Here is a 16,028-nt window from a genome sequence, read left to right on the forward strand (position 1 = left end):
CACCGCCGAAAGGCCCTACTGCCTTAATTTAAGGAGAATAATGCCAGATTTGCAGCAGGACTTGACCGACTCCGGGCAACCGGAAGGCGAAGGCAAGCACGATTCCTTGATGGATGTTGCCGAACCCGATGATGCCTTCCTGCTAGCGAGCGAGCAGGAGGATAGCCTAGCCGCCCCGCGCCGCGCTCTCATCGTTATAGTCACCGATCACCCTGGGGAGCAATCCGATAGCACCTCGCAGTTGGTCAATGAGTTGCTCGCGGAGGCTAATTTCCGTGTCGATGGCGCCATCGTGGTGCGTTCCAAGAAGTCCAAGATTCGCCAGGCCATTGAGACCGCCGTGGTCGGTGGCGTGGACTTGGTGCTGACCGTGGGTGGTACCGGTGTAGGCCCGCGCGACAAGACCCCGGAGGCTACCCGCTCCGTCATTGACAAGATGGTTCCGGGCGTGGCCCAGGCGCTGCGTTCTTCCGGTCAAGCCTGTGGCGCGGTGGATGCTTGCACGTCCCGCGGCTTGTCGGGCGTTTCTGGTTCGACTGTAGTGGTCAACCTTGCCTCGTCGCGCGCTGCGGTTCGCGATGGCATGGCTACCTTGGCACCGCTGGTGCATCACCTCATTGAGCAGCTGCAACAATCCAGCGTTCAGTAATTACAAGGCATTGACTATGACGTTCCGGAAAAATCGCCGGCGAGTCTTCCGGCAATCGGAAGCTGCCGATTATGACCGTAGTGCTGATAAGCCCGGCACATCCGCTGCCCACGGGGTCGATGAGGATCGGATTGTAAATGTTGATGACGCGGAATCGGCCACCGCAGCAGAGGGGGAGTCTGGTCAGCGCGATGAGCAGTTCTACCGAGATAACCAGCCCCCACACTATGGCGGCTAGAGCGTAGAGAAGCGCGCAATCACGCACCCCGTAAAGGAGTAGACAAAAGCCCGCGGTTTTACCTTCGAGGAAGCAGAAACCGCGGGCTTTGCGCTGCGTCCAGCGAAGGGCTACTTGGCCTGGTGGCGGCCGCCGCCGGTGGAACCGTAGTCGGCGTCCTCCGCGGCGTGCGAGGAACGGCTAGTGCCGGTTCCCGGGATGTTCGTATCAGAGACATTCTGGGCTTCGAGCAGATCGCGGATTTCTGCAAGCAGTTCCTCGGAGGTTGGAGCGGGAGCCTCAGGGTCGACACCGTGACGGCGCTTAGCGGCCTCGATGAGCTTATTGATTGGCATCACGATAAGGAAGTAGACTACTGCGGCGATAATGAGGAAGTTGATCGCCGCGGAGATGACGGCGCCGAAGTCCACAAAGGTGTTCTTTGCATCCGTGATCTGGAAGCCAACGGCCCCAACCTCGGCGGATCCAAGGGAGTTAATGATCGGCTGGATAATAGAGTCCGTCACGGATTTGACGATTGCGGTAAAGGCAGAACCGATGATGACCGCGGTGGCAAGTTCGATGACGTTGCCACGCATAATGAAGTCTTTGAAGCCCTTGAGCATGGTGATAAGCACAAACCTTTCTGGGAATAACTAACGGTAGGTAAAAACCATGGACATCGGAAACTCTAGTTAAGGGGAAAATTAACCACAACTGTTCCACTGACCGCTGGTGAGATATGTCAAATATTTCTAGGGCGCGGGAATGCGTCACACCAGGAGTGATAGTATAGTAACGAAAAGTGCTTCCCGGTGATGGAAAAGTAACAATGTTTCGGGTGTGAGGCGAAAGGATTTAAATGAGTGTCTTTCTTGCATTATTGGCTCTGGTGGTGACCGTTGGGGCAGGGTATTTACTGCTTAGGGGGCATAAACCAGTTATTATTTTGCTGCTTGCTGGTTTCTTATTGATAGCAGTTTCAACGGCTTGCCAGCCGGATTTTGACGTATTGAAGCCGGAAGAAACGACAGGCTCCCGCTGGTTAGATGTTATTGGAATCTTTGAAAGTGTGGCAGGAAGCCAGCTTACGAGCGTTGGCCTGATTATTATGGCAGCTGGTGGTTTCTCTGCGTATATGAACAAGATTGGGGCTTCCCAAGCGTTGGTAGAAGCATTGGCCGCGCCCATTTCAAGGTTTCAGCACCCTTATGTGATTTTGATTGGCACGTATTTCTTGGGTGTTGTTCTTTTCATGTTTATTCCTAGCGCCGCTGGCCTAGCTATTCTTCTAATGGTGCTTTTGCTACCGGTGCTAAAAACAGCTGGGGTGAGTCCAGCTGCCGCGGGCGCGGTAATTGCTACAGCTTCTGCATTACCAATGGGGCCGGCCTCAGGTACTTCGGTCTTGGCAGCAAAGACGATTGAGCTCTCGCCAGTTGTATATTTTGTGCAAAACCAACTTGTAGTTGCTATCCCTACAGCGATTGCAATTGCTGTTACGCACTACTTTGTGCAGCGATACTACGATAAGCGCGGCCTTGAGAAATATCAGGACTCCAATGTTTTAGGTGGTGGTTCCGGTGAAGCAGGACCGCGTTTCTATGGACTGTTTTTGGCACTTCCAATTGTCCTGTTAGTTTTCTTTAGCCCGTTGGTAAATGACAGTGTTGAGTTAACAACCGTGGGAGCCTTTTTAATAGTCTGGCTTCTAGCGATGGTGTGCGAATGCATACGGCACCGTTCCTTTATCGCTGCGACACAGGATGCCACGGATTTCTTTGCAGGGATGGGTAAGATGTTTGGGGGAGTTGTAGCCCTAATTATTGCTGCACAAATTTTTGCCAACGGTCTAACGGCCACTGGTGCAATTCAGATGCTCATTGACGGTGGTCAGAAATTGGGTGCTGGTGCAATTGTCATTACAATTCTTTTCACCATTATAGTTGGTATCGTAACTTTGCTTACCGGTTCTGGAGTGGGCGCTTTCTCTGCTTTTTCTAGCCTTGTGCCGCAGGTTAGCCGGGAACTCGGTAGCTCTGCTGCGGCAATTATCACTCCGATGGAGTTCGCCAGTGGGCTTTTTCGTTCTGTTTCGCCAGTCTCAGGCGTCATCATTTCAGTAGCTGGAGGCGTTGGTATTTCGGCTACTGAACTTGTACGGCGCACACTTCTGCCAGTCGCAGTTGGATTCATTGTTATGACTGGTTCGAGTCTTTTACTGCTGTAAAACATTCTTTACGTCTGTATTTGATTTTTGGAGAAGGGGAAATCATGGGAATCGGAGCACTAAATTCTTCATTCCAAAAAAATGGATATGTATCTGAGGATATGGAAAGGGTCTGGAATGAGAAATCGCTGATCAACCGAATCTTTCAGGTTGAAGCTGAAATGGCAAAAGTACAGGCTGAACTGGGCATTATTCCGCGTGAGGCTGCGGATTTGATTTTGGAAAACGCTGAGCCTAATGAAGAGCTGTTGCTCAAGGCAGGAAAGGGAGGCGTAGGAAATCCACTAGTCGCAGTTTTAGATGCATTACGTGAAGTTATTCCTGAAAAAGCTCGGGGATGGGTGCATTTTGGTGCCACAACACAGGATATCTTGGACACTGCTAGGGCACTTCAGATAAAAGAGGCAAGCGCGCTTTTGCAGAGCCGACTCGATAATCTTGTTAAGATAACCGCCGACAATGCGCATGAGTATGCTTACACGATGATGGTGGCGCGCACGAATGGTCAATATGCGCTTCCCACGACTTTGGGCACTCGGTTTGCGCGGTGGAATGCCGAGTTGAGGCGCAGTCGTGCACGGTTACAGGAAATGCGCTCACGTACTGAACAAATTCAGTTTACCGGTGCTGTAGGTACCTTCGCCTCATTAGGCGAGCAAGGGCCAGAATTAAATAAGCGGCTCGCGAAAAGACTTGACCTAGTAGAACAAACTATTTCATGGCATGCAAGCTCCGATACTATTATGGAACTAGCGCTAAATGTTGCGGTGCTTGGACAAAGCTTGGCCAAGATTGCCGAAGATTTATTCGCTATGCAGGGGTCTGACCTTGTGGAAGTACGGGAGGAAATGGATGCGCATCTTTCGGGATCATCCACAATGCCTCAGAAGCTAAATCCGTTCACCACCATGAAAATATCTGTGGCGGCACGATTGGCGAGTGGCATGGCAGCTACGTTGCTTACACAACCCCCAGCAACCTTCGAGCGAGATCACCGGCAATCCGAAGTCCACCGAGACCTGATTCCGCAGATTTTTGTCGCAGTCGACGGCGCGGCGGCTAAATTAAACTTTCTATTTGACCGTTTGATTTTTGACACGGATAAGCTGAAAGCTGGAATTCGCAAGGGCGGCCCTGTCCTTATGTCGGAAGGAATAATGATGGCACTTGCTCCGCATATTGGGCACGGAACTGCTCATGATATATTGCAGGAATTTGCTAAGGAATATCGAGAAAAGCGAATGACTTTGAGCGAATTCTGCCGTACGCGCCCTCAGCTTGCTGCTTTGGAAGGCAAGCTTGATTTGGATGCACTCACTGATCCTCAAAACTATCTTGGCCGTGCTGTCGAAATTTCGGAGTCGGCCAGGGATTAATTCATTCCACTGAACTGGAAATGCGCGGGGCAATAAAATTGCCTTCCTCATCGATTAGCTTTTCTATTGTTTTGATGCGTTCTTCTACGCGTTCGGGTCGGCGGTGTTGAATGGCGGTTAGCAGTGCTTCCAAAACCGCTAACATGCCCACTCGACTCTTGAAACGTGGGTTCGGATTGCTATCAAGCACAAGTACATGGTCTGCATAGGTCTGAAGTGGGGTCACAGTCCGGTTGCTTAACAGGATAGTGGTCGCAGATTGCGATCGTGCATATTGCAAAGCAATCTCGACTGGGCGCGGGTGGCGGTCAAAATTGGCGGTGAAAAGTACCCCTGAGGAATCAATATCTGCCAATACGTGAGGATGCGCTTCGACATGGGGTAGGAGAAATACCTGAGGGCGATGATACTTCAGTAGCATGTAAAAATATTCCATGAGAGCTCGCGTTGAGGCTACTGCGGTGAGGTAAAGTGGGCGAGATTCATCTGCCATAAGGTCAGCTATTTGCCGGAATTCAGTGGATGAAAGCTTGGGTAAAGAGCGTTCAAGCTCTCGGGCGACTTGAGAAAAGTGTTGTGCTAATTCATCGGCGTCGATCGCCTTCTCACGCGAAGTCAGTCGCGTGAGAGGCCGATCGAAATTAGCAGAAACTTCAGCTTTAAGGTGGGTAGAAAAATCTTTAAAATCTGAATACCCTAATTTGCGAACAAAGCGGGTCACGGATGCTACGCTAACTCCAGCACCCTTTCCGATTGCCTCTAAGTTCTGAAACGCCAAATTAGGAAATGATTTGGAGAAATAGTTGGCCAGCGAGTGATCCGCTGCCGTCAACTCAGTGAGGACTGACATTCTTTCAAACAGCGATCCTTCCATGGAGCTCACTTTACACACCGCCTAAGAGGTTCCTAGCATTCAGCTTTTATTTTGTGGGTGAGCCCTATCGCCCACAATAACCACGGTCAGCGGCTGGCTCAGTGACGCCGCGGCTACATCATTGGCGTGGTCATGGGGCAGCGCGAGCAAAACAGTAGAGGAAGAGGCCTCGCCTTCGGCGCTAGAGGTCGACACCACGCGCCCGCCGGTGGCGATAACGCGCGCGGTGGGCGTTGTGGGCGCCTCGCCCTCTCCAGCAGGGGAGGGCGAGGCATCGACGGCGGTCACCACGTCCACGGTATCGCCATGGTGTAGGTGGGGGATGATGTCTGGCTCGGCGAGCTTGACTGGGATCATCCGCGCAGCCGCGGCTTCCGAGCCACCGACCAAGCTGGAGACGAGGTCTTCTCCCAAAAGGCGCGCATCGGTAATCACTTCGCCCTTGTTGGCGGCGGCGGTAATAACGCGGCCACTGAGGTCTTCTGGCTTTGCCGCTAGCGCAGAATCGGGGATGGAGGAGGCCGGAAGTCGGGCTAGGTCGACGTCGGCAAGCGCAAGCTCCGCTCCCGCCGGCAGATCGCGGCTAAAAACGGGCACGCGCGGTAGCTCCTTGGCCGCCGAAAGGGCCGAGGCCAGCGCGGCGATAAGGAGGGCCACCGCAATGGCGCGGCGCACTAATACGCCGCGGCGATGGCCAGGGGTGCGGAGGGTATAAACGAGGCGGGGAAAATGAGAAGTGGGCATACTTTTTTAGACTTCCCAAAACCGCTCATGGTTCCCGTACCCCGGAAACTAGAAGCGGGTGATGCCGTGGCCGGTGACGACGGCATCGACCTTGCGGTCATGGTCTTCGGTAGGTAGCTCATCTACCAACTCGGCGGGGTAGACCATGGCGAAGACCGGTGGCTTGCCGTGGGGAAGCGGCTCTAGTGCGCGGTCATAGTATCCGCCGCCCTTGCCCATGCGGTTGCCCTTGGCATCTACGGCCATGGCTGGGGCGAGTACCAGATCGCACTCGGCTAGTACGCTGCTATCAAAGCTCGGGCCCTGGGGCTCATTCAAGCCCAGTGGGCTTTCGTGCATGGCCTCTTTGCCACGGTATTCGGCAAAGGTCAACGTGCCATTCTCCCCGGAAATTGGCAGGAGGACGCGGGAGACATGATCCTTGAGCCACGGCACAAAATCGGCGCCGCCCGGCTCCGAACCCAAAGGCCAGTAGGCGGCCACGGTCATGGACTCGGTGAGTTCGGACTCGAGATGCTTACGCACGCCAGCGGTAAAGGCATCGTGGTCTTCGGCGGAAAGTTCGCGGCGGGCCTGGACCAAGCGGGCCCGCAGCTCGTTTTTAGCAGTCATGGAAGGGGTCATAAATTAATCATAACCCCGCGGCGTAGCGGTGCACGGGAAAATAATGTGGCGTTGTACGCTATTACGCATGGCTATAGAACGCGAAGATTCCGCCCGCGGAATCACCACGGTTGTAGTTCCAGCGGCAGGTATGGGCACCCGATTTTTGCCCGCCACCAAGACGGTTCCCAAAGAACTGCTTCCCGTTGTTGATACTCCCGGCATCGAACTCATCGCAGAGGAGGCGGCCTCTGTAGGCGCCCGCCGCCTTGCGGTGATTACCGCGCCCGATAAGCAAGAAGTCATGCGCCACTTCGAAGCTTTCCCAGAACTGGTAGACACCCTTGAATCCCGCGGCAAGGACGAGCAGGTTGCCAAGGTTAAGCGCGCTAATCAGCTCATTCACCCAGTTGCGGTGGAGCAGGAAAAGCCCCTGGGTTTGGGCCACGCGGTGGGCCTTGCAGAGGAGGTGCTGGGCGAGGATGAGGACTCCTTTGCCGTCATGCTTCCAGATGACATCGTGCTGCCTGCCACCGTCATGGCAGACATGGCTCGCGTGCGCGCGGCTTTGGGCGGCAGCGTGCTGTGCGCCTTCGAGGTCCCGCGCGAGCAGACCTATAACTATGGCGTCTTTGACGTAGAAGATACAAATGCCCCACGCGTTAAGAAGGTCGTGGGCATGGTAGAAAAGCCGGCGGTGGAAGATGCCCCGTCTAATCTCGTGGCCACCGGTCGCTACCTATTGGATCGCAAGATTTTTGATGCCCTCCGCCGTATTAAGCCAGGCAAGGGTGGCGAGCTGCAGCTTACCGACGCCATCGAGCTCCTCATCGAGGAAGGCGAGCCCGTGCACGTGGTAGTCCACCAAGGAAAGCGTCATGATTTGGGAAATCCTGGTGGGTATATCCCCGCCAATGTGGATTTTGGTCTGCGCGATGAAAAGTATGGCCCCACGCTGTATAAAGCGATTAAGCAGATTGTGGCCGATTATGAGGATGAGCACGGCCTAAACTAGGGAGATTTCCCAAGGGCAGAGGACATGAAAGCGAAGAAAGGGCTGGCATAGACCTTATGCGTTCAGTTGATGACCAGTTGGCGCTGGTAACGGATGCGGCGAACACGCCGGAGCCGGTGCGCATCGGTATTTCCAACGCGTTGGGGTTAATGTGCGCCGAGGAGGTGCAAGCAAACCAGCCCCTGCCGGGCTTTCCGCAGGCAGCCATTGACGGCTATGCGGTGCGCGCCGTTGATATTGGAGGCGAGCGCGGCCTAAGGCTACGCCGTCCCAAGGAGCAGGAGGAGCAGGCTGCGGAGGGGGAAGAAGAGAAGGCACCCCAGCAACCGGAGGTCGAGCGTTCCTTGCCCGTGGTGGGCGAGGTTCCGGCCGGCTCCAAGCAGCCGTTACGCCTGCAGCCCAAGCAAGCCGTGCGTGTGTATACGGGTGCGCCTTTGCCCACGCTTGCCGACGCCGTCCTTCCCCTCGAGTGGACCGACCGCGGCCGCAAGCGCGTCACCGCCCATCGCCCGGTGCGCTCCGGTGACTTTGTTCGCCGGGTAGGCGACGATATCCAACCTGGCGATGTGGCTGTATCTTCCGGCACCGTTTTGGGCCCCGCCCAGATCGGCCTGCTGGCCGCAGTTGGCCGCTCTAAGGTATTGGTCTATCCGCGCCCGCGCATCACCATCATCTCCTTTGGCCGCGAACTGGTTGATTTGGACCAAGAACCGGCACTGGGCCAAGTCTTTGACGTCAACTCTTATTCCCTCGCCGCCGCGGCTCGCGAGGCTGGGGCAGAGGTGCATCGCGTTGGCATCGCCGAGGGTGAACCGCGCCGCATCCGCGAAGCGCTGGAAAAGCACATCGCTCGCAGCGAGGTCTTGGTCATCTCCGGTGCGGTTGGTGGAGCCGGCGCCGAGGCCATCCGTGAGATCCTTGATGACCTTGGTGATATCGATACCTCTCGTGTTGCCATGCATCCCGGCTCCGTCCAGGGTTTTGGTCTGGTGGGCGAGGAACGCATTCCTACCTTCTTGCTGCCGTCTAATCCCGTATCCGCGCTCGTGGTCTTCGAGGTATATATCCGCCCGCTCATTCGTTTGGCACTGGGCAAACGCAATGCGCACCGCCGTGTGGTGCGTGCCCGCGCGCTGAACCACATCGATTCCCGCCCCGGCCGGCGCGGCTTCATCCGCGCTCGTTTGATGCGCGATGCGGAAACCGCGGATTATCTGGTGGAAGGGCTGGGCGGTGCCGCGGGTGCCCCAGCGCACCTATTGGCCGGTCTTTCAGAGGCCAATGCCATGATTCGCGTGCCGGAAGAGGTAACGGAAATCCGCCCGGGCGATGTGGTCGATGTGTTGTTTTTGACCCAGCGTAGCTAATGCTCGATCCCTTCGGTACTGCGGCGGATAGGTTCCGCCTTCCCGCTACCGGCCCCACGGATGACATGCATCCGGGATGGCCGGAATCTACTCCTTTTGTTAGGCTTCCCGCTTCTGCTGTCTTCCCTTCTGGGGCGCGGATGCGCCTGCGGCCGCTGCTGCGATCTGATGGGCATGAGTGGCGGCGCCAACGTATCGAAGATGAAAGCTTCCTCCGCTCGGTCGAGCCGACCCAAGCAGCACCTTGGGCGGCGGCGCATAGCCAGCAGGCGTGGTGGAATCATCTGATGTACCTGCGTACCGCCGCCCGTGAGGCACTGGTGGTCCCACTCGTCATTGAAGTGGAGGGTCAATTCGTAGGCCAAATTACCTTGGGGAATATTCAGCATGGCAGCATTCGCGATTGCTGGATTGGTTACTGGGTTTATTCCGCGATCCACGGCGCCGGGGTGGCTACGGCTGCCACCGCCTTAGGCGTGGACCACGCCTTTGGACGGGTGGGCCTACACCGGGTGACCGCTACCTATCTAGAGAGTAATCCTGCCTCTGGTCGCGTCTTAGCCGCCAATGGCTTTCGACACGAGGGATACTTGCGTCGCAATCTGCATATAGACGGTGCCTGGCAAGACCACCATTACGTGGCTTTAGTCAAAGAAGACTATGCCTCCACGGCTGTCGAGCGCCTGCGCCAGGCTGGCCGGCTGGCGTGAAATAGCTCCACAGTTGCTGGGATTTCAACCTCAATTTTCACAGAAGTCACAACATTGTAATTTGTGGGAATTTGGGGTGCTATGGTGCGGTTTCACCGTTTAGAGTGGAGTAATCATCTGTATTCAAGGGGAAGGTCCTTTTCGTGTCGACAGCTGTACCGGTTATCGCGATCATCGTGGTGTGGCTCTTCGTCCTCGCGCCATGGATTCTGGGCAGGAATAACCGCCCAATGAGCCATACTGGTGAGGCCTTTGAAGATACTCGCGTCCTTTTTGAAGGAGATTCTGGCAAGGTCGCTGGCCGCCGGCGTCCACGCCTGCGTGCCGATGATGTGCACCGCCGCGAGGACCAGGACGAGGCGGACTATGAAGTCGTAGAGGCCGCAGACACCGGTGTGGATGAGTCGGATGCCGAGGCTACTAAGTCCTCTTCGCGCTCCGTGACTATTGCCGGTGCTGCCCGCCGCGCGAAGTCCCAGCCTTTCGGTACCGGCAGCCGTGCGTTTTCTGCAGCCTCTGCCCCCGCAGCTGGTGAGGACACTCAGACAGAAGCAGATACTATCGACGGCGAACTGGTCGAGGAAGCGACTGTAGAAGGCGACGATTCTGCAGTTGAGCCCCAAGCAGTCGCGGTCCCGGCTTCCCAGCAGGCTGATACGGCGGCGGTTGGTGACGACACCGAATTCGATGATGCCGATGACGTACTTCTTGAGGACGAGGAAGACGCCGCAGACCAGGCCGCAAAAGATGACTCTTCCGATATTGCTGCCGCCGAGTCAGAGGTCTTTAGCGCTCCCGCGGTCTCTACCGTGGCAAGTGATGCCTATGACTACGACGAGACTTATACCTCGCCGGTGGACCTTATGTACCCCGGTGCCGTAGATAAGGCCGAGGTCGCTGAGAAGGATTCTGCCGATTTGGAAGGCACGGCTAACGCTGAGCCGGTATCCGTGGACAAGGCAGAGGCCGAGGACTCTGGCGAACTCATGGAAACCGCTGTAGCAGAGGACGCCGGTATGGATACCAACCTGTCCGAGGATGAGGTGGAATTCGCGCAGCGTCGCATGGGCCGTGGCGGCTGGGACCCGGTAGCAGAAAAGGAAAAGTCTGTTACTCGTTACCAGCGCCGTCAGCGCACCCTGCTGGGCCTAGCCGTGGCCGTGGTACTCACGGTGGCACTGGGGATCGTGGCCGGCGGCTGGACCTGGTGGTTGGCTGCGGTGGCCGGTGTGCTCACAGTTGTCTATCTGATGGCTCTTCGCGCTCAGGTTCGTCAGGAGCGAGCCCTGATGCGCCGCCGTGTGCGCCACTTGCGCCGCGCCCGTTTGGGCGTGCGCAACGCCGAGGATGAAGCTTTGAAGATTCCGCGCAACTTGCGCCGCCCAGGCGCTGTGATCGTGGAGATCGATGACGAAAGCCCTGACTTTGTGCACCTTCCGCTGCGCTATAACGATGGGGAAGACGGCGATTTTGATGGCCCCCACGCCGGGCCCGACGGCTATAGCCGGCGCGATGACCTAGCAGCCCGTCGCGCTGGATAAGAACTGAAGCCGGCTTAGCAGGCCGCGTTCCGGAGTTCAGTGGAAGGCGCTGACCGCGGGTTCGTGAGCGCGTTGTATTCCTGCGCTAGGCCATAATGCGGCACACCGCTGTCGTGCCATACCCCGGAGGTTCCGCGGCGGTGAGAGCCGATGAGATGGGTATCAATCATGCCGATCGCCTCCATGAGTGCGAAACAGGTGACGGGGCCAACAAAGCGGAAGCCCTTCTTCTTGAGCTCGCGTGACATCAACTTGGATTCGTCGCTCTTTTTCGGAATATCTTCCATTGCGGTGGGGTAGAGGTTCTCCGGCGGTTGGAAGGACCAAATGAATTCCGCCAGCCCGCCTTCTTCGCGTAAGGCGATAGTGGCTTTGGCGTTAGTGATGGCGGCGCGGATTTTGGTCTCGTTGCGAATAATGGAGGCGTCGCCAAGCAATCGCTCAACATCCGTTTCGGTAAATTGAGCGACTTTTTCAGGATCGAAGTCGCAAAAGGCCGCACGGAAGGCCTCGCGCTTTTTCAAAACCACCGCCCAGGAAAGCCCGGACTGGAAAGACTCGAGGCTCAAACGCTCGTAAAGAGCTGCTTCATCAAAAATAGGCAGGCCCCATTCGGTGTCGTAATACTCCTTCAACATCGGCGAGGACATTGCCCAAGGCGGGCGGCCAAGTCCATCATCGTCATAGACTAAGGCGGTGCGCTCTGCGGACTGCGTAGCTGGTTTGCTCATGGTGTTCTCCTTTAATCTTTCTGCGTGGTTCCCATTGAAACAGTCCGCGTCACTATATGCCGTTCCTTCCCCGGCAAAGGGCGAAATCCCCAGCAGTATGGGCGTAGGCCATTGCCTTCGCATCGGGTGAGGGGTTCAGGGTAATCTGTTCAGCATGAATAGACCTGCCGTACGCGATGCTGCTTTGCTTATTTTTCGAGCGGTCCTCGGATTAATCTTTGTCGCACACGGCGTGGATAAGATGTTTATGACCGGCATGGACGAAACCGTGGGGCAATTTTCCGCCCTTGGGGTGCCGCAGCCACAGCTTTCCGGCTATATCGCCGCCATCGGGGAGATGGTTGGGGGCGCCTTCCTCGTCGTCGGTTTGCTCACCACTTTTGTGGCCGGCGCGCTTGCCCTGCTGATGGGGTGCGCACTGTACTTTGTGCATTTGGGACATGGTCTTTTTGCTGCCGAAGGCGGAATCGAATACCCACTGGTTTTGCTGATGTCCTTATTGATGATCGTGATTTTTGGCTCCGGTCGAGCCAGCATGGACGGGGTGCTCAGCAATGTTGACGCATAGCCAAGTCCAAGCGGCGATTTCTGCGCAGCTGGATGGTGAGCACTCAGATTTAGCAGAGGACGTAATCGATGCGCACTTGGAAAGCTGCGCCGAATGCCGCGCCTTTCGCGATAAGGCGGCCGCGCTTTCGCGATCATTGCGTTTTGTGGAGCCTGCGGAATCCGGTATGGCGCCACCAACGGATCTCTCCGATGTCATCTTGGCCGGCGTGGAGCCGGAATGGCGGCGCACCTCGAGCGCTCGCCAAGCCAACCTGACGGTTGCGCGTGCCGCCATGGTGCTGATGGGTGCCATCTTTGCGATCTGGGCAGTAGTGCTCATCGTCCATTCCTCTGGGCTCGTACCGTTGGGTGAGGAAGGAAAGGTACTAGATCCCACGGCGGATCCTGAGCGGGCCAACCTGCTGATGGAAGGCGCAGCCGTGCGCTTCGGCATGGCCTGCGGCCTATTTTTCTGTGCCCGGCGCCCCGCGGCGGTGACTGGCCTGCTCCCAGTCTCGGCCACGATGTTTGCTTTCCTCTTCGGGTTCGGCATGCGCGATATTGCGCTGGGCACCGTAACCATGGAACAGGTATATTTTCTTATCGCTACCGCGCTGGCGACCTTCAGCTTGGCGTGGGCTTGGGCGGCAGAAAAGGGCTACTTAGTGCGCGCCTGGTGGAGGTCCCTCAACGCGCAACCTCAATAAGCCCCGCTTTCGTGCGGCTAGGTCCAGCTAGGCAGCCACATCATGGAGTGGTACCAAGAATCTGGAATCTTGTAGCCGTACAAAATGGGAGAGAAATAGAAGAACATCGCCACTACCAGGGCTAGGTAGAACACGGCGGCGATTGTTCCCCAGCGTACGGGGCCGCCTGCCAAACTCTTGAGCCATCCCCACTGCACTGGCCTGCCACGGCCGATGAGCTGGCCGAGCGCTAAGGCAATGAGCACGATGACAAAGGGGATAAACGCAGTGGCATAAAAGAAGTACATCTGGCGGTCAAAGGCTGCAAGCCAGGGCAAGAAACCTGCCCCAAAGCCCACCAAGGGGATGAGGAAGCTGCGATTGCGGCGAATGATAAGTGACCACAGGCCCCACAGGACGGCCGGGATGACCAGCCACCAGATAGCCGGTGTGCCAAAGAGGTAGAGCATCTTGCGGCACTCGTTGCTGCCATCACCGCATTGCAGGTCGGTGGAGGAGTAGTACAAGATGGGGCGGGCGGCTACCAGCCACGCCCAAGGCTTAGAGTCCCACGGGTGGTGGTGGCCACCGGAGGAAGTCAGGCTGGCGTGGAATTCTAGGACAGAGGAATGGTAGTAGAACCAGCCTGCCAGGGATTCGGGCAGGTGCATCAGCCACGATCCGTCCTCAATCGTTCCATCTACTTTGGCGTGGCGGTACACGGCGGTTTCGGAGGAAAACCAGGCTCGCCAGGTCCAGGCGTAGAGCAGCACCGGCACCAGTACGAGGGAGGCTAGGGCAGCAGGGGTATCGCGCACGAGAGTGCCCACTATGTAGCGGCGTACGCCATAGCGCTTGCGCAGGGCAAGATCGCTAAAGACGGACATGAGGCCAAAGAACATGATGAAGTACAGGCCGGACCACTTCACCCCCAGGGAAAGGCCAAGGCAGACGCCCGCGAGGAGTCGCCACCAGCGGAATCCAAAGCGTGGTCCGAAGGCGGAGGAGCCCAAACGATTTTTAAGGAAAGCGGTGTGGAGGCGCTGGCGCATCTGATTATGATCGCGAGCAAGTGCCCAGGCGGCCGAGACAACAAAGAAGACCTGGAAAATGTCCAACATGCCGAACTTGGAAGAGACCAAAAGCACACCATCAAAGACGGCGATGAGGCCAGCCAGGGTTGCTACCTGCCAGGATAAAGAGACGCGGCGGGCCAGGGACATCGTCAAGAGCACGGTGGCTGCGCCGAAGAGGGCAGTCATAAAACGCCAGCCCAGTGGGGAATAGCCAGCGACCCATTCGGACAGCGCCACAATCTGCTTGCCCAGCGGTGGGTGAACCACCAGGCCATAACCGGGGTTGGATTCTATACCTCCGATGAAGAGGTTATCCCAGCTTCGCACCATGTCCCAGGCTTGCGGAACGTAGTGCTTTTCATCAAAGACAGGAGTGCCCTTTGATACGGGCGCGGTCAATCCGGCAAAGCGGGTGATGAGCGCGAGTACGCCAACGACGCTAGTGCTTATCCAGTCAGCCTTGCCCCACTGATAGGTACGGGGCGCTGGCGGGGCCACAGTGTCGTGCGTGGTGCGCGATGGGGCAGCGGTAGCAATAGTCACCTGGTTGAGTCTAGGCGACAAGGCACCGCGCCCGCGCATTAGAGAGTATGGAATGCTAGAGATATGTCTGTTTCAGGTCTGGATCCACTACCGCGCGGGGTCATCCTCGCCGCCACGCCGCTGGGAAACGTGGGAGATGCCTCCGCGCGTTTAATGCATGCCTTGCAGCATGCGGACGTCATTGCGGCTGAGGATACGCGGCGCGTGCGGAACTTGGCGCAAGCTTTGGGCATCGAGATTTCTGGGCGGGTGGTGTCCAACTTTGATCACAATGAAAAAGACCGCGCCCAGCAGCTTATCGACGCCGCCGCGGCCGGCACCGTCCTTGTTGTCACCGATGCCGGTATGCCGATTATTTCTGATCCGGGCTTGTCCATTGTGGCTGCGGCGGCCGAGCGCGATATCCCCGTGACCTGCTTTCCCGGGCCTTCTGCCGTGCCGACAGCCCTGGCACTGTCTGGCCTAGGCGTAGGGCATTTCCTCTTCGACGCCTTTCCTCCCCGCAAGCCCGGCCCCCGCAGAGCCTGGCTGGAGTCATTGCAGAATGAAAAGCGCGCCATTGTCTTCTTCGAATCGCCTCACCGCGTGGCCGAAACACTGGCAGAGGCCGCGGAGGTTCTCGGCGCCGAGCGTCCAGCCGCGGTGTGCAGGGAGCTTACTAAAACCTATGAGGAAGTTCGCCGTGGCAGCTTGGGTGAGCTGGCCGAGTGGGCGGCAGAAGGAGCCCGGGGAGAGATCACCGTGGTAATTGAAGGCGGTACTGCCGCGGCTGTCACCGCCGCAGATTTGGTTCCCCAAGCGCTCGAATTGGCGGCAGGAGGAATGCGGCTTAAGGATGCGTGTAAGCAGGTAGCGAAAGGCACCGAGGTTTCCAACCGCGAGCTTTACGACGCCGCTTTGCAAGTCCGCAAGTCTTAACCGGCAGTGTCTTTTCGACTACGACACACCTTGTAGCACCGGTAGACAGCCTCACTAATGACCCCTTTGTAACTGAATTGTTATAGTTTTTGGGCGTGTGAGCGACTTAAAGCGCTATCTACATGGGGAAATGAAGCGTAAAAACCCCTCAGATTTTCGTGGAAAATCCCTGGCAAACGGCGTTGAGCAGCGAAGTTTA

At 57.0% G+C, this 16,028-nt stretch carries 17 protein-coding genes; 11 read left to right on the forward strand and 6 right to left on the reverse strand.

Features of this window, described 5'->3' with window-relative positions:
- The first annotated feature begins 40 nt into the window (after positions 1 to 40).
- Positions 41 to 649, forward strand: a complete 609-nt coding sequence (locus MHK05_RS05010) for a MogA/MoaB family molybdenum cofactor biosynthesis protein (RefSeq protein WP_394286582.1) — start codon at positions 41 to 43, stop codon at positions 647 to 649.
- 16 nt (positions 650 to 665) lie between these two features.
- On the forward strand, positions 666 to 887 hold the full coding sequence (locus tag MHK05_RS05015) for a hypothetical protein (RefSeq protein ID WP_239205235.1): 222 nt from the start codon (positions 666 to 668) through the stop codon (positions 885 to 887).
- A gap of 110 nt (positions 888 to 997) precedes the next feature.
- On the opposite strand, the gene mscL is transcribed toward MHK05_RS05015, so the two are convergent.
- Positions 998 to 1,492 carry a large-conductance mechanosensitive channel protein MscL gene (gene mscL, locus MHK05_RS05020; protein ID WP_239205382.1) on the reverse strand — a complete coding sequence of 165 codons (495 nt, stop codon included), beginning with the start codon at positions 1,490 to 1,492 and terminating at the stop codon, positions 998 to 1,000.
- A gap of 236 nt (positions 1,493 to 1,728) precedes the next feature.
- Here mscL and dcuC point away from each other — a divergent pair, with 236 nt between their 5' ends.
- Both dcuC and MHK05_RS05030 read left to right on the forward strand, forming a co-directional pair.
- Positions 1,729 to 3,096 (forward strand): C4-dicarboxylate transporter DcuC, encoded by a 1,368-nt coding sequence (gene dcuC, locus MHK05_RS05025; RefSeq protein ID WP_239205237.1) that lies wholly within the window; start codon positions 1,729 to 1,731, stop codon positions 3,094 to 3,096.
- A gap of 44 nt (positions 3,097 to 3,140) precedes the next feature.
- Positions 3,141 to 4,472, forward strand: a complete 1,332-nt coding sequence (locus tag MHK05_RS05030) for a lyase family protein (protein ID WP_239205239.1) — start codon at positions 3,141 to 3,143, stop codon at positions 4,470 to 4,472.
- 1 nt (position 4,473) lies between these two features.
- On the opposite strand, the gene MHK05_RS05035 is transcribed toward MHK05_RS05030, so the two are convergent.
- From MHK05_RS05035 to MHK05_RS05045, 3 genes are read right to left on the reverse strand one after another with little or no spacing between them, the layout of a single operon-like run.
- Positions 4,474 to 5,346, reverse strand: a complete 873-nt coding sequence (locus MHK05_RS05035) for a MurR/RpiR family transcriptional regulator (protein WP_239205241.1) — start codon at positions 5,344 to 5,346, stop codon at positions 4,474 to 4,476.
- Positions 5,347 to 5,385: 39 nt separating this feature from the next.
- Complete coding sequence (locus MHK05_RS05040) at positions 5,386 to 6,090, reverse strand: SAF domain-containing protein (RefSeq protein WP_239205243.1); 705 nt, start codon at positions 6,088 to 6,090, stop codon at positions 5,386 to 5,388.
- A gap of 48 nt (positions 6,091 to 6,138) precedes the next feature.
- On the reverse strand, positions 6,139 to 6,702 hold the full coding sequence (locus tag MHK05_RS05045; protein ID WP_239205245.1) for a 5-formyltetrahydrofolate cyclo-ligase: 564 nt from the start codon (positions 6,700 to 6,702) through the stop codon (positions 6,139 to 6,141).
- Positions 6,703 to 6,781: 79 nt separating this feature from the next.
- On the opposite strand from MHK05_RS05045, the gene MHK05_RS05050 reads away from it, so the two are divergent.
- The 4 genes from MHK05_RS05050 (at position 6,782) to sepX (ending at position 11,326) form a co-directional block, all read left to right on the forward strand.
- Positions 6,782 to 7,708 (forward strand): UTP--glucose-1-phosphate uridylyltransferase, encoded by a 927-nt coding sequence (locus tag MHK05_RS05050; RefSeq protein ID WP_239205247.1) that lies wholly within the window; start codon positions 6,782 to 6,784, stop codon positions 7,706 to 7,708.
- Between the two features lie 56 nt (positions 7,709 to 7,764).
- The gene (gene glp, locus MHK05_RS05055) at positions 7,765 to 9,075 is read left to right on the forward strand and encodes a molybdotransferase-like divisome protein Glp (protein ID WP_023021968.1); all 1,311 of its coding nucleotides are present in this window, start codon (positions 7,765 to 7,767) and stop codon (positions 9,073 to 9,075) included.
- A complete protein-coding gene (locus MHK05_RS05060) occupies positions 9,075 to 9,785 on the forward strand; it encodes a GNAT family N-acetyltransferase (RefSeq protein ID WP_023021967.1) in 711 nt (236 codons plus the stop codon). The genes glp and MHK05_RS05060 overlap by 1 nt, the downstream gene beginning before the upstream one ends.
- Positions 9,786 to 9,928: 143 nt before the next feature.
- Positions 9,929 to 11,326 carry a divisome protein SepX/GlpR gene (gene sepX / locus MHK05_RS05065; RefSeq protein WP_239205249.1) on the forward strand — a complete coding sequence of 466 codons (1,398 nt, stop codon included), beginning with the start codon at positions 9,929 to 9,931 and terminating at the stop codon, positions 11,324 to 11,326.
- Positions 11,327 to 11,340: 14 nt separating this feature from the next.
- Here the strand turns inward: sepX and MHK05_RS05070 are convergent, their stop codons facing one another.
- A complete protein-coding gene (locus tag MHK05_RS05070) occupies positions 11,341 to 12,057 on the reverse strand; it encodes a DNA-3-methyladenine glycosylase I (RefSeq protein ID WP_239205250.1) in 717 nt (238 codons plus the stop codon).
- A 154-nt stretch (positions 12,058 to 12,211) separates the two neighbouring features.
- Between MHK05_RS05070 and MHK05_RS05075 the strand changes: the two genes are divergently transcribed.
- Together MHK05_RS05075 and MHK05_RS05080 are read left to right on the forward strand one after the other, a co-directional pair.
- Positions 12,212 to 12,625, forward strand: a complete 414-nt coding sequence (locus MHK05_RS05075; protein WP_239205252.1) for a DoxX family protein — start codon at positions 12,212 to 12,214, stop codon at positions 12,623 to 12,625.
- Complete coding sequence (locus tag MHK05_RS05080) at positions 12,612 to 13,313, forward strand: zf-HC2 domain-containing protein (RefSeq protein ID WP_239205254.1); 702 nt, start codon at positions 12,612 to 12,614, stop codon at positions 13,311 to 13,313. Before MHK05_RS05075 ends, MHK05_RS05080 begins: the two co-directional genes overlap by 14 nt.
- Before the next feature lie 17 nt (positions 13,314 to 13,330).
- On the opposite strand, the gene pmt is transcribed toward MHK05_RS05080, so the two are convergent.
- A complete protein-coding gene (gene pmt, locus MHK05_RS05085) occupies positions 13,331 to 14,950 on the reverse strand; it encodes a protein O-mannosyltransferase (RefSeq protein ID WP_239205256.1) in 1,620 nt (539 codons plus the stop codon).
- A 24-nt stretch (positions 14,951 to 14,974) separates the two neighbouring features.
- On the opposite strand from pmt, the gene rsmI reads away from it, so the two are divergent.
- A complete protein-coding gene (rsmI, locus tag MHK05_RS05090) occupies positions 14,975 to 15,829 on the forward strand; it encodes a 16S rRNA (cytidine(1402)-2'-O)-methyltransferase (protein ID WP_239205258.1) in 855 nt (284 codons plus the stop codon).
- Positions 15,830 to 16,028: the final 199 nt, after the last annotated feature.

Origin of the sequence: Corynebacterium nasorum, assembly GCF_022347325.1 — a bacterium.
GTDB lineage: Bacteria > Actinomycetota > Actinomycetes > Mycobacteriales > Mycobacteriaceae > Corynebacterium > Corynebacterium kefirresidentii.